Here is a 12,024-nt window from a genome sequence, read left to right as displayed (position 1 = left end):
GGATAACAGCATCCTGGGAGCGGATCATGCGGCGGCCGTGAGCGCGGCACTCGCGTGCGGCGTCACCCTTCGGTGTCGAACCCGAGGCTGAGCTTGCGCAGCAGCCCGGCGAGGCGCTCGGCGTCGGCGGCCGAGAGACCGTCGAGGAGGTCGGCCTCCGCATCCACCAGGCGGGTGATGGCCGCATCCACCCGGGTGAGGCCCTGCGCGGTCATCTGGACGAGGATGCCGCGGCCGTCGTTCGGGTCGGTCCGGCGCTCGACGAGGCCCCGCGCGACCAGGCGGTCGATGCGGTTCGTCATGGTGCCGGACGAGACGAGGGTCTGCTGCAGCAGCGACTTGGGACTCAGCTGGTACGGCGCGCCCGCGCGACGGAGGGCGGCCAGCACGTCGAACTCCCACGAGTCGAGGTCGGAGCGCTCGAAGGCCCCGCGACGGGCGCGGTCGAGGTGGCGGGAGAGCCGGTCGACGCGCGAGAGCACCTGCAACGGCGCGAAGTCGAGGTCCGGGCGCTCCCGCAGCCAGGCGTCCACGATGCGGTCCACCTCGTCGCGTGCGTCGGCCATCCCCCCATGCTATTGGGGGTTCGGTCGGGACACGTCTGGCAGACTGTCATCTGCGCGAAACGCGCGTTCCGCCTTGGTGTAATGGCAGCACGACAGCCTTTGGAGCTGTGAGGTCCAGGTTCGAGTCCTGGAGGCGGAGCGACCGACCGCCCGACCCCCTGGAGGGACATTGACCGACCAGAATCTCGCCATCGTCGTTCTCGCGGCGGGGCAGGGCACGCGGATGAAGTCCGCCACCCCGAAGCTGCTGCACCCGCTGGGCGGCATCCCGATCGTGTCCCACGTGCTCGCCACGGCGCGCGAGCTGGACGCCGCGCACGTCGTCGCCGTCGTGCGTCACGAGCGCGACCGCCTCGCCGAGGTGATCGAGGCCGACCTGCCCGAGGCCGTCATCGTCGACCAGGACGAGGTGCCCGGCACCGGCCGTGCGGTCGAGCTGGCGGTCGAGGCGCTCCCCGCCGACTTCTCCGGGGATGTGCTGGTCGTGAACGGCGACGTCCCGCTGCTCGACGCGGGCACCCTCCGCGAACTCATCGAGCGGCACCGTGCGGGCGAGGCGGCTGCGACCATCCTCTCGTCGTTCCCGGCCGACGCCACCGGATACGGCCGCATCGTGCGCACTCCCCAGGGCCACCTCGACCGCATCGTGGAGCACAAGGACGCGAGCGAGGAGGAGCGGGCGATAGGCGAGATCAACGCCGGCATCTACCTGTTCGGGCTCGCCGCTCTCCGCGACAAGCTGGCGCTCGTCTCCACCGACAACGCGCAGGGCGAGAAGTACCTGACCGACGTGATCGGGCTGCTCCGCGAGGCCGGCTTCGACGTGGATGCGCTCCCCGTCGCCGAGTCGTGGCTGGTCGAGGGCATCAACGACCGCGCGCAGCTGAGCGATGCCGCGGCGAAGCTCAACGCGCTGATCGTCCGCACCTGGCAGCTGGCCGGCGTGACCGTGCAGGACCCGGCGACGACGTGGATCGACGTCAAGGCGAAGCTCGCCCCCGACGTCACCGTCCTCCCGGGCACGCAGCTCCGCGGCGCCACCGTCATCGAGACCGGTGCGACCGTCGGACCGGACACGACGCTGACCGACACCGAGGTCGGCGAGGGCGCGACCGTCACCCGCACGGACGCGACGCTCGCCGTGATCGGCGCCGGCGCGACCGTCGGCCCGTTCGCGTACCTCCGTCCCGGCACCGTGCTGGGCGCTCGCGGCAAGATCGGCACCTTCACCGAGACCAAGAACGCGGTCATCGGCGAGGGCACCAAGCTCGCGCACTTCAACTACGTCGGCGACGCCGAGGTGGGGGAGAAGGGCAACCTCGGCGCCGGCGTCATCACCGCCAACTACGACGGGGTGAACAAGCACCGCACGGTCATCGGCTCCCATGTCCGCATCAGCACGAACACCGTGCTCGTCGCGCCGGTTAGGATGGGTGACGGAGCGTACACGGGGGCGGGCACGGTCGTCCGCAAGGACGTCCCCGCCGGAGCCCTCGCCATCACCGTCGCTCCTCAACGCAATATCGAAGGCTGGGTCGCGGAGAAGCGGCCGGGCACGGACGCCGACAGAGCGGCTCGCGAAAGCGACGCGTCGGAAGAGAGCGGAGCGTAAGTGTCAGGGATCACCGCGACCGGCCAGAAAAGACTCGTCCTCATCTCCGGTCGCGCGCATCCTCAGCTCGCCCAGGAGATCGCCGAATGCCTCGGCAGCGAGCTCATCCCGACCGACGCGCGCACCTTCGCCAACGGCGAGATCTACGCGCGCTTCGACGAGAGCGTCCGCGGGTCGGATGCGTTCGTCATCCAGTCGCACACCTCGCCGATCAACGAGTGGCTCATGGAGCAGCTCATCATGGTGGATGCGCTGAAGCGCGCATCGGCGAAGCGCATCACCGTCGTCGCCCCCTTCTACCCCTACGCCCGTCAGGACAAGAAGGGCCGCGGACGCGAGCCGATCTCCGCGCGGCTCGTCGCCGACCTGTTCAAGGCGGCAGGCGCTGACCGCATCATGTCCGTCGACCTGCACGCCGCGCAGATCCAGGGCTTCTTCGACGGCCCGGTCGACCACCTGTTCGCCATGCCGGTGCTGCTCGAGCACATGCGCCGCGAGCTCGACCCCTCGACGCTGACCGTCGTGTCGCCCGACATGGGCCGCGTCCGTGTCGCCGACATCTGGAGCGACAAGCTCGGCGCACCGCTCGCGATCATCCACAAGCGCCGCGACCCGCTGGTCCCGAACCAGGTCTCCGTGCACGAGATCGTCGGCGACGTCAACGGCCGCGTCTGCCTGCTCGTCGACGACCTGATCGACACCGGCCGCACCATCGTGAAGGCCGCCGAGGCGCTGAAGGATGCCGGCGCGACCGGCGTCGTCGTCGCCGCGACGCACGCCGTGTTCAGCGACCCGGCGGTCGAGCTGCTGCAGAGCGACGCGATCGACTCGGTCGTCGTGACCGACACCCTCCCGCTGCCGGAGCACAAGCGCTGGGAGGGCCTCACGGTCCTGCCGATCGCGCCGCTGCTGGCCAACGCGATCCGCGAGGTCTTTACCGACGGTTCGGTGACGTCGATGTTCGACGGGGCCGCGTAGCAGCCGCTTCGCGAACGGTGTCGACCACCGCGCGCTCCAGGCCGTCCAGCCCCGAGGATGCGCGGATGGCCCGGCCGATCGCCGCGCTGCGCTCCGCGTAGCCGGGGTCGTCGAGCACGGTCCGCACCGCCCGGGCGATGGCCGCGGCTTCCGGGCGGTTGGTCGGCAGCTTCACCCCGACACCCGACCACGCCACTCGCGCGGAGACCTCGGTCTTGTCCTCCGTGGTGCCGGCGACGACCACGGGGACGCCGTTCTCCATGGCGTAGTGGATGCCGCCGTATCCGCCATTCGTGACGTACACCGCCGTCCGCGGGAGCAGTCGGTCGTAGGGCAGGTAGGACGCGACACGGGCGTTGCGCGGCAGGCCGGCGCCCAGCTCGGCCACGGGGCGTCCGCCGGTGCTCGCCACCACCCACACGTCCTGGTCCGCGAGCGCGTGGATGGTGGGCAGGATGAGGTCGTTCAGGTCGCGGTTGGCCACCGTCCCCTGGGTGACGTGGACGACCGGGCGGCCGTCGTCCAGATCGCCCCACCACGCCGGCAGGGGTGTGTCGGAGGGTTGCGTGCGGGAGACGGGTCCGACGAAGTGGATGGGCACGCGCACGTCTGCGCGCGGGTACTCGAACTCGGGGACGGTGAACTGCACGACGCCGTCCGCGTGCGACGGCCAGTCGAGCACGAACCCGTCCAGGCCGGTCCCCGCCTCCTGCCCGATGCGCTGCGCGGCCCGCTGGACCGGGGCGAACACGATCTTCTCGGCGATCGCCGTCAGCGCGGCGTTGCGGACACGGCCGAGGGCTCCCGGTCGCGGCGGGACACCGAGCCCGAACGGAGCGGTGTCGCGGCTCTTCACCCCGAGCGGCACGATGCCGAGGTTGAGCAGGGCCGGCCGGTCCGCGGGCGGGCGCGCGGCGAGGAGGGCCGCTCCGAGGAAGAGGCTCTCCGCGAGCACGACGTCGATGTCCAGCTCGCGGATGACCGCATCCATCGCCGCCAATTGCGTTCGCGCCGGGCGCAGGAAAATCTCGGTCATGTCCCACCGGATCCCGGCCGGGCCAGTGAGCCCGACGCGGCCGGGGAAGGCGGCGTCGATGTCGGTGTCGTCGTAGTCGGCCTCGGCCGGCAGCCGGAGCACCGACGCGCCGGTCGCGGCCGCGCGCTCGAGGTACCGCTCGCCGGTGAGGAAGTGGACGCGGTGGCCGCGGTCGACCAGGGCGCGGCTGACGGCGAGAAGGGGCGTGACGTGTCCGTGCACGGGCGTGCTGCAGAGAAGGATGTCGAGCGGGCGGGCGTTCATGGTGCGGTCCTCGTTTCGGGTAGAGTCGAATAAACGTCAACAGTATTCACTACACCCGAAAGGTAGTCAATAGTGGCCGGCACGCGCCCGTACCGTTCGACCCTCCGGCAGGAGCATGCGCAGCAGACGCGGCGCCGCATCCTGGAGGCCGCCGCCGAGGTGTTCTCTGCACGCGGCTATGCGAGCGCCTCGCTCGCGGACATCGCGACGGCCGCCGGCGTCTCGGTCGAGAGCGTCAAGGTGCACGGGCCGAAGCGGGCGCTGCTGCTCGCCGCTTTCGAGCTGAGCTTCGGCGGGGAGGCGGGGGAGGCGTCGCTCACCGAGCGGCCCGAGATCGCGGCGATCGCCGCCCTCGACGATCCGCAGGAGATGCTCGACCGGCTCGTTCCCTTCATCGCCGCCGCCAACGCGCGGACGGCGGGCCTCTGGGCGACGTTCACCGCCGCGTCGCGCGACGATGAGGCGGTTCGCGCCGCGTACACGGAACTGCTCGGGCGCCGCCATGCCGACTACCTGGCGATGGTGGGTCTCCTGGGAGAGCGCGGGATCGCCTCCATCGCGGCCCTCCCTCCGGCCGGGCGCCGCGAGCTCGCCGACGCCCTCTCGTTCGTCATGTCGCCCGAAGGCCACCAGCAGCTCGTCGGCGAGAGCGGATGGAGCTTCGAGCGCTACTCGACGTGGGTGCTCGCGACGGTGCGCGCGCTCATCACGGAAGCCGGTGCGGCGTCGACGGGATGAGGCCCAGCGGCGCTACGCGGACGGAGGACATGCCGCCGTGTCGCGCCGAGTCACCCTCCGTTTTTGCGCCTTTCTGGGTGGCCACTGCCGCATCCGCCTCCCTTTTTCTCACCGCCTCGACCCTCACGCCCCCGAGCGCGAACGGAGGAGATGCGCGTGCCAGCCCCGGCGTGTCGCCACGAACGGAGGACGCGGCGTTCGGCCGCACCCGGGAACGCCTCCGTTCGCGAGGCCTACGGAAGCCGGTGTGGCGTCGACGGGATGAGGCCCAGCGGCGCCACCCACGTCGCGTCGCCCTCGGTGTTGAGCGCGTAGCACTGCCATCCCGGCCCGACCGGCCCCGCGAGCTCGAAGCGCGCGGACGATCCCTGCGCCTCGGGCTGGTAGTGCTGTGCGTAGACCGAGCACGTGTAGTCGGCGGTCTGCGTCTGGATGCTGATCGTCAGCAGGATGCCGGGCAGCAGCAGCGCGCTCAGGGCGACCACGACGAAGACCCGGCTGGCGACCGTCATCGTCCGCCCGCGGAGCGGTCGCTCCCCGAGCGGCTCGAACTCCGCGAGCTCCGGATGGTCGTCGTACGTCACCCTCCCATCCTCCCTCTCCACCGCCGTCGAGTACACAAAAATTGCACGCCGATCGCGCGATCAGCGTGCAATTTTTGTGGACTCGACGGCGGGCGGAGGCCCGAGACGGGTCAGTGGGTGGAGGGTTCGGTTTCGATTTCGGTGCGGTCGCCGGACCACAGGGTGTGGAAGACGCCGTCCTTGTCCACGCGCTTGTAGGTGTGCGCTCCGAAGAAGTCGCGCTGGCCCTGCACGAGCGCGGCGGGGAGGCGCTTGGAGGCGAGCGAGTCGTAGTACGACAGTGCGGAGCCGAAGCCGGGGACGGGAACGCCGGAGAGCGCGGCGGTGGCGACGATGCGACGCCAGGCGGCCTCGCCCTCGCGGACGGCGTCGGCGAAGTACGGCGCCTCGAGCAGCGTGGCGATGTTGGGGTTCTCGTCGTAGGCGTCGGCGATGCGGTTGAGGAACTGGGCGCGGATGATGCAGCCGCCGCGCCAGATCTTGGCGATCTTGTCCTTGTGGATGTCCCATCCGTACTTCTCGGCGCCGGCGATGATCGCGTCGAAGCCCTGCGCGTAGGCGACGACCTTCGACGCGTACAGCGCCTTGGACACGTCGTCGGCGAACGCGGCCACGTCGTCGGTCTTCTGCACGTCCGGCCGGGACTGGATGGTCGCCTGCACCGCCGCACGCTGCGCCGGCTTCGAGGAGACGGCGCGGGCGAACACGGCCTCCGCGATGCCGCCGACCGGGACGCCCAGGTCGAGCGCGTTCTGCACGGTCCAGACGCCGGTGCCCTTGGACCCGGCCTGGTCGAGGACGATGTCGATGAACGGCTTGCCGGTCTCCGCATCCACCTGGCGCAGCACCTCCGCGGTGATCTCGATCAGGTACGACTCCAGGTAGCCGTTGTTCCACTCGGCGAACACGTCCGCGATCTGCGCAGGCTCCAGCCCGCCGATCGTGCGCAGCAGGTCGTAGGCCTCGGCGATGAGCTGCATGTCGGCGTACTCGATGCCGTTGTGGATCATCTTCACGAAGTGACCGGCGCCGTCGGTGCCGACATGGGTCACGCACGGCTCACCCTCGGCGACCGCGGCGATCGATTCCAGGATTGGTCCCAGCGTCTTGTACGACTCCACCGAACCGCCCGGCATGATCGACGGGCCGTTCAACGCACCCTCCTCGCCGCCGGAGATGCCCGCGCCGACGAAGTGGATGCCCGTCGGCGCGATCCGCTTCTCCCGCTCGATCGTGTCGTGGAAGTTCGCGTTGCCGCCGTCGACGATGATGTCGCCCGGCTCGAACCGCTCCACCAGCTGGTCGATCACCGCGTCCGTGCCCTTACCGGCCTGCACCATGATGATCGCGGTACGCGGCTTCGACAGCGACGCGACGAAGTCGTCGATCTCCTCCGAACCGACGAAACCCGCCTCCGGGTGCGCGTTCATCAGGTCTTCCGTCCGCGAGAAGGTGCGGTTGTAGACGGCGACGGTGTTGCCCTCCCGCGAGGCGAGGTTGCGGGCCAGATTCGACCCCATCACCGCCAAGCCGACGACGCCGATGTTCGCGGTTGCTTCCTGTGACACGTAATGCTCCTTCGTGTAGCCGCGACGGACGGAGGCCGTCCGCCACGACGGGGATGTAGTCGGGGGTCAGCTCTCCCGCTGGTGGCAAGATTCGAGCAGTCCCTCCAGCGTAGCGCGATGCCCGGCACCGGCCCACGTCCGCACCAGGCGGCATACTTGCCGGTGGACCGTCTGCTCGACGGCTCGACGCACGACTGGTGACCGGGGACGCACGGAAGGAGCGCACGTGGAGCGTGTGCAGGTGGTGGTGATGGGCGTGTCCGGTTCGGGCAAGAGCACGGTGGGGGAGCTGCTCGCGGCGCGCCTCGGTGTGCCCTTCGTCGACGGCGACGCCCTGCACCCGCCGGCGAACGTCGCGAAGATGGCGTCTGGTGTCCCGCTGACCGACGACGACCGCATCCCGTGGCTGCGCGAGGTCGGCCGCGTGCTCGAGACGACCGCGCCGGAGGGCGTCGTCGTGGCGTGCTCGGCGCTCAAGCGGGCGTACCGCGACCTGATCCGGTCGGAGGCGCCGGGCGCGGTGTTCGCGGAGCTCGACGGTTCCCGCGAGCTGCTCGCGTCACGGATGGCCGCCCGGCCCGGCCATTTCATGCCCGTTTCGCTGCTCGACTCGCAGCTCGCCACCCTCCAGCCGCTGCAGGACGACGAGCCGGGGATGCGCCTCGATGTCGGCCGCCCGCCGAACGAACTGGCCGACACCATCGCGCGGGAGCTGTCCGCCCGCGCCTGATTCTGTACCGCTGTGGGTCGCAACACGCCGTTCTGGCGCGGCCATAACGGCGTGTTGCGACCCACGGATGCGTGCGGCGGTCAGTCCGGCGGGGCCGCGAGGGCAGCCAGCTGCGTCGCGAATGCGGCCGCATCCACCGACGCGAAGAACGCCGCGTCTGCGGCCTCGACATCCGCCGTCGCCCCGCGGGCGGCCGCGACACCCTCCGCCGTGGGCCGGAGCACGCGAGCGCGGCCGTCGGTGGGATGCGGCAGCCGCTCGACCAGCCCGGCGCGTTCGAGGGTGCGGACGACCTGCGAGGTCATCATCGGATCCGTCGCGGCGAATCCTGCCAGGTCGGCCTGCGTCACCAGCCGCTCCGGCTCCCGATCGCTCAGCCAGGTGAGGGAGGCGAGCAGCACGTACTGCACGTGTGTCAGCTCGTGCGGCGCGAGGGCCGCGCGCATCGCCGCCTGCCAGCGGTTCGTCACCCGCCAGAGCAGGAGGCCGGGGCTCTGCGCGGCGGCGGGGAACCGGCTGCCGAGGCCGCCGTCACGCATGGGCCGCCGTGCGGGTCTCGGCCGCGTGCAGCAGTTCTGCCATCGCTACGGGGAAGTCGCCGGCGATCTGCGGGCCGAGCTCCGGGCCGACGGCGTCGGCGCCCTCGCCGTCGATCTCGAGCGTGTGGGTCACGGCGGTCCGGTCGTCCGCCTCCGGCATGATCGTGTGGCGGAAGGTGAGGGTGAGGCCGCCGAACGCGGTGCGATCCGCGTAGACCCGCTCGGGCACGAGCTCCACGATCTCGGAGGTCATGGCGTCCTGTCCTTGCGGGGTGACGGTGATGGCCGTCCCGACCGCGAAGGGTCCGTGCAGCTCGAAGCGGTCGCTGGCCGGGCCGAGCGGCGTGCCGCTGTGGAGGTCGCGCAGCGCCGACCAGACGGCGGAGGCGGGGGCGGTCGTCAGGTCGCGGTACTGGGTGGTCCACATGGTGTTCTCCGATCCGAAACTAATAAGCGCGCTTAGCTTATCGGCATCGGGTAGACTCGGCAACTGAACTTCGGCGAGGGATGCTGCCCCAGCATCCGTGATCGACGCGGTGGAGCAGGCTACGCAGTCTTTCCTCGCGCACTTCGATGCGTTCGAGTCGAACAACAACCACACTGCGGGCCTCGCGGCTCGCCCGACAGCCGGACCACGTCCGGCGAGGAGACACCATGGCAGACGAGTCCAACAAGGTCGCAGCCGAGCTGCGCGAGAGCTTCGGCAAGGGCGCGGCGCGCAAGATCCGTGCCGCCGGCAAGATCCCCGCCGTCATCTACGGTCACGGCACCGACCCTGTCCACATCACCGTCCCGGCGCACCAGGTCGGCCTGCTGCTCCGCAAGGCGAACGCGGTCCTCGACCTCGACATCGCCGGCAAGGCCGAGCTCGCGCTGGTCAAGGACGTGCAGAAGGACCCGGTGTCGCAGATCATCGAGCACCTCGACCTCATCCTGATCCGCCGCGGCGAGAAGGTCACCGTCGAGGTGCCCGTGCACGTCGAGGGCGAGCCGTACTCCGGCACCATCGCGATGCTCGAGGTCAGCACCATCCGCCTCGAGACCGAGGCGACCCACATCCCGGAGCGCATCGTCATCGACGTCACCGACGCGCCGGAGGGCACCCAGTACCTCGCGAAGGACTTCGACCTCCCGCAGGGCTCCACCCTGGCCGAGGACGAGGAGCTCCTCATCGTCAACATCGCGGTGCCGGCCTCCGCCCGCGCCGAGGACGAGGAGACCGCTGCGGCAGAGGCCGCCGCCGACGCCGAGGCCGCCGGAAGCGCCGAGTAAGCACCTCCCATGGAATCCACCCGTCAGGCGTCGTCCACGGGACCGTCCGACGGGCCGTGGCTCGTGGTCGGGCTCGGCAACCCCGGGCCCGGCTACGCCGCCACACGTCACAACGTGGGCCAGATGGTGCTCGACGAGCTCGCTTCGCGCGGCCGCCTCACCTTCAAGACCCACAAGACGAACGCGACGGTCGCCGAGGGTCGGTTGACCCCCGGCGGCCCGCGTTTCGTCCTGGCCAAGCCGAACACGTACATGAACGTGTCCGGCGGGCCGGTGTCGCAGCTGCTGCGTTTCTACTCGCTCGACCCGTCGCACCTGATCGTGGTGCATGACGAGCTGGACATCCCGTTCGACACCCTCCGTCTGAAGTACGGCGGCGGGCACGGCGGCCACAACGGGGTCCGGGATGTCATCGCCGCGATCGGCACGGGCGACTTCACCCGCGTGCGCGTCGGTGTCGGCCGTCCGCCGGGTTCATCGGCTGCCGCCGACCACGTCCTCAAGGGCTTCTCGGCGACCGAGCGCAAAAACCTTCCCATCCTCGTGGCGGATGCCGCGGACGCGGTCGAGCAGATCGCCGCCGACGGCCTCGCCACCGCGCAGAACCGCTTCCACGCGCGCTGACCCGTCCGCCGCGAACGGAGGACATCCCAGGCTCAGCCGGCCCGAACGCCTCCCTTTCGCGCGCCCACCGGCGTGCCGAGCCGGAACCTCCTCCCTGTCCCGCACGCGTCGAGGCGGCCGGAAAGGGAGGAGAAACGGGTGCGCGACCCGCGTGTCGGCCGGAAACGGAGGTGGATGCGGGCGTCAGGCACGCGGAAGACCTCCGTTTCCGGCGGCCGTCACGCGGCGGGGAGCGTCGCCCCCAGCGCCGCCGCGTACACCGCGAACGACACGATCGGCGCCGCCGCGGCCACGATGATGGCCACGACGCCGAACGGCCGTCCGCGCTTCGTCGCGACCGCCACGATGCCGAGCACGAGCGCGAGGATGCCGAGCGCCGTCCCGAGCAGCATCTGCACGCCCATGAGGAGCGCGACGGGCGCGAACGCCTGCGCCTGCTCCGGCGTGAGATCGCTCGTGTTGAAGGAGAAGCTGGATGACGTGCGCGACGCGAGCGGACCGGCAGCCGTGCCGACGACCACCGATGCGATCACCGAGAGGATGAAGACCGGGATCGCAATGGACATCGCCGTGATGCCGAGCGCACGCGAGCGCGGGGGAGCGGGCGGCGCATCCCACCCGGCGGGCGCGTACGGCGACGGCGGCGGCGGATAGGAGTTGTAGTACGCGGGCTGATTCGGGTCGGTCACGGTTCCCCCTCGGATTCGGGCCGCCTCACGGCGGATGCTCAGCCAGAGCGTAGCGGACACCCTGCCTCGGACCAGGCACGACGCGTACCGTGACCGGCATGAAGTTGTACACCCGCGAGTGGGGCACCGGAGACCGGCTCGCGATCCTCGTCCACGGGGTCATGTCGGACTCGCGCAACTGGCGCCGGGTCGGGCCGGTGCTCGCCGAGCGCGGCTACCACGTCATCGCCGTCGACCTCCGGGGCCACGGCCACAGTCCCCGCACGGAGCAGTACTCCGCCGAGCTGATGGCGCAGGACATCGTCGACACGGTGCCCGCGCATCCCGAACTGGTCATGGGTCACTCGCTGGGCGGTCTGACCGTGAGCCTCGCGATCGAGCGGCTCGACCCGCAGCGCGTGATCTACGTCGACCCCGCATTCTCGTGCCCGGCCGCGAACCGGTTCCAGCAGATGCTCGCGCCGGCCTTCCTGCGTACCCTCGCCCGGCAGTCGGCCGCACGCATCGCGAAGCGCAACCCGCGCTGGGATCCGGCCGATGTCGCGATCGAGGTCGAGACGTTCAAGGCGTTCGACCGGGCCGTGCTTCCGGTGGTGGTGACACCCTCCGCGATGCGTGCGCCCGAGGTCATGACGGTGCCGTCGATGGTCATGCTGGCCGACAACTCCCAGCTCGTGAAGCCGGAGCTCGCCGAGCGGCTGCGCACCGAAGGGTACGAGGTGCGCGTCGTCCCCGGATCCGGCCACGTCATCAACCGTGACGACCACGAGGGCTTCATGCGGGCCCTCGAGGGATGGATCTGAGTCTCGTCCCTTCCGCACCCC

At 70.7% G+C, this 12,024-nt stretch carries 14 protein-coding genes and 1 tRNA gene; 8 read left to right on the top strand and 7 right to left on the bottom strand.

Annotated elements, in window-relative coordinates; genetic code table 11:
• Positions 1-62 precede the first annotated feature (62 nt).
• On the bottom strand, positions 63-566 hold the full coding sequence (locus tag J2Y42_RS18050; protein WP_309861403.1) for a MarR family transcriptional regulator: 504 nt from the start codon (positions 564-566) through the stop codon (positions 63-65).
• Positions 567-633: 67 nt separating this feature from the next.
• On the opposite strand from J2Y42_RS18050, the gene J2Y42_RS18045 reads away from it, so the two are divergent.
• From J2Y42_RS18045 to J2Y42_RS18035, 3 genes are all read left to right on the top strand, one after another.
• Positions 634-705, top strand: a tRNA-Gln gene (locus tag J2Y42_RS18045).
• Between the two features lie 30 nt (positions 706-735).
• A complete protein-coding gene (gene glmU, locus J2Y42_RS18040; protein WP_309861400.1) occupies positions 736-2,178 on the top strand; it encodes a bifunctional UDP-N-acetylglucosamine diphosphorylase/glucosamine-1-phosphate N-acetyltransferase GlmU in 1,443 nt (480 codons plus the stop codon).
• A complete protein-coding gene (locus J2Y42_RS18035) occupies positions 2,179-3,156 on the top strand; it encodes a ribose-phosphate diphosphokinase (RefSeq protein ID WP_309861397.1) in 978 nt (325 codons plus the stop codon).
• Here the strand turns inward: J2Y42_RS18035 and J2Y42_RS18030 are convergent.
• Complete coding sequence (locus J2Y42_RS18030; protein WP_309861394.1) at positions 3,113-4,456, bottom strand: nucleotide disphospho-sugar-binding domain-containing protein; 1,344 nt, start codon at positions 4,454-4,456, stop codon at positions 3,113-3,115. The two genes, J2Y42_RS18035 and J2Y42_RS18030, sit on opposite strands and share 44 nt — an antisense overlap.
• A 72-nt stretch (positions 4,457-4,528) precedes the next feature.
• Here J2Y42_RS18030 and J2Y42_RS18025 point away from each other — a divergent pair, with 72 nt between their 5' ends.
• Positions 4,529-5,194, top strand: coding sequence for a TetR family transcriptional regulator (locus tag J2Y42_RS18025; RefSeq protein WP_309861391.1), 666 nt, complete (start codon positions 4,529-4,531; stop codon positions 5,192-5,194).
• Positions 5,195-5,427: 233 nt separating this feature from the next.
• Here J2Y42_RS18025 and J2Y42_RS18020 read toward each other — a convergent pair whose 3' ends face one another.
• Entirely contained in the window at positions 5,428-5,778 is a 351-nt protein-coding gene (locus tag J2Y42_RS18020) for a hypothetical protein (RefSeq protein ID WP_309861388.1), read from the bottom strand.
• A gap of 110 nt (positions 5,779-5,888) precedes the next feature.
• Positions 5,889-7,346 carry an NADP-dependent phosphogluconate dehydrogenase gene (gene gndA, locus J2Y42_RS18015; protein WP_309861386.1) on the bottom strand — a complete coding sequence of 486 codons (1,458 nt, stop codon included), beginning with the start codon at positions 7,344-7,346 and terminating at the stop codon, positions 5,889-5,891.
• Between the two features lie 226 nt (positions 7,347-7,572).
• Here gndA and J2Y42_RS18010 point away from each other — a divergent pair, with 226 nt between their 5' ends.
• Positions 7,573-8,076 carry a gluconokinase gene (locus tag J2Y42_RS18010; RefSeq protein ID WP_309861383.1) on the top strand — a complete coding sequence of 168 codons (504 nt, stop codon included), beginning with the start codon at positions 7,573-7,575 and terminating at the stop codon, positions 8,074-8,076.
• Between the two features lie 80 nt (positions 8,077-8,156).
• On the opposite strand, the gene J2Y42_RS18005 is transcribed toward J2Y42_RS18010, so the two are convergent.
• Positions 8,157-8,615, bottom strand: coding sequence for a MarR family transcriptional regulator (locus J2Y42_RS18005; protein WP_309861380.1), 459 nt, complete (start codon positions 8,613-8,615; stop codon positions 8,157-8,159).
• Positions 8,608-9,042, bottom strand: a complete 435-nt coding sequence (locus J2Y42_RS18000; RefSeq protein WP_309861377.1) for a polyketide cyclase — start codon at positions 9,040-9,042, stop codon at positions 8,608-8,610. The genes J2Y42_RS18005 and J2Y42_RS18000 overlap by 8 nt, the downstream gene beginning before the upstream one ends.
• A 227-nt stretch (positions 9,043-9,269) precedes the next feature.
• Here J2Y42_RS18000 and J2Y42_RS17995 point away from each other — a divergent pair, with 227 nt between their 5' ends.
• Positions 9,270-9,887 (top strand): 50S ribosomal protein L25/general stress protein Ctc, encoded by a 618-nt coding sequence (locus J2Y42_RS17995; protein ID WP_309861374.1) that lies wholly within the window; start codon positions 9,270-9,272, stop codon positions 9,885-9,887.
• 9 nt (positions 9,888-9,896) lie between these two features.
• Positions 9,897-10,511, top strand: coding sequence for an aminoacyl-tRNA hydrolase (gene pth / locus J2Y42_RS17990; protein WP_309861372.1), 615 nt, complete (start codon positions 9,897-9,899; stop codon positions 10,509-10,511).
• A gap of 218 nt (positions 10,512-10,729) precedes the next feature.
• Here the strand turns inward: pth and J2Y42_RS17985 are convergent, their stop codons facing one another.
• Positions 10,730-11,200 carry a hypothetical protein gene (locus tag J2Y42_RS17985; RefSeq protein ID WP_309861368.1) on the bottom strand — a complete coding sequence of 157 codons (471 nt, stop codon included), beginning with the start codon at positions 11,198-11,200 and terminating at the stop codon, positions 10,730-10,732.
• A 98-nt stretch (positions 11,201-11,298) separates the two neighbouring features.
• Between J2Y42_RS17985 and J2Y42_RS17980 the strand changes: the two genes are divergently transcribed.
• On the top strand, positions 11,299-12,003 hold the full coding sequence (locus J2Y42_RS17980; RefSeq protein WP_309861365.1) for an alpha/beta fold hydrolase: 705 nt from the start codon (positions 11,299-11,301) through the stop codon (positions 12,001-12,003).
• Positions 12,004-12,024: the final 21 nt, after the last annotated feature.

This window comes from Leifsonia sp. 1010 (assembly GCF_031455295.1).
Lineage (GTDB): Bacteria > Actinomycetota > Actinomycetes > Actinomycetales > Microbacteriaceae > Leifsonia.
The sequence above is the reverse complement of the archived record's forward strand: the minus strand, read 5'-3'. Positions and strand labels throughout refer to the sequence as shown.

What these genes read in the sequence shown, in the direction of transcription:
- J2Y42_RS18050 (WP_309861403.1), bottom strand. Translation starts at nt 566, where the DNA reads ATGGCCGACGCACGCGACGAGGTGGACCGCATCGTGGACGCCTGGCTG.
- J2Y42_RS18030 (WP_309861394.1), bottom strand. Translation starts at nt 4,456, where the DNA reads ATGAACGCCCGCCCGCTCGACATCCTTCTCTGCAGCACGCCCGTGCAC.
- J2Y42_RS18005 (WP_309861380.1), bottom strand. Translation starts at nt 8,615, where the DNA reads ATGCGTGACGGCGGCCTCGGCAGCCGGTTCCCCGCCGCCGCGCAGAGC.
- J2Y42_RS18000 (WP_309861377.1), bottom strand. Translation starts at nt 9,042, where the DNA reads ATGTGGACCACCCAGTACCGCGACCTGACGACCGCCCCCGCCTCCGCC.
- J2Y42_RS17995 (WP_309861374.1), top strand. Translation starts at nt 9,270, where the DNA reads ATGGCAGACGAGTCCAACAAGGTCGCAGCCGAGCTGCGCGAGAGCTTC.
- pth (WP_309861372.1), top strand. Translation starts at nt 9,897, where the DNA reads ATGGAATCCACCCGTCAGGCGTCGTCCACGGGACCGTCCGACGGGCCG.
- J2Y42_RS17980 (WP_309861365.1), top strand. Translation starts at nt 11,299, where the DNA reads ATGAAGTTGTACACCCGCGAGTGGGGCACCGGAGACCGGCTCGCGATC.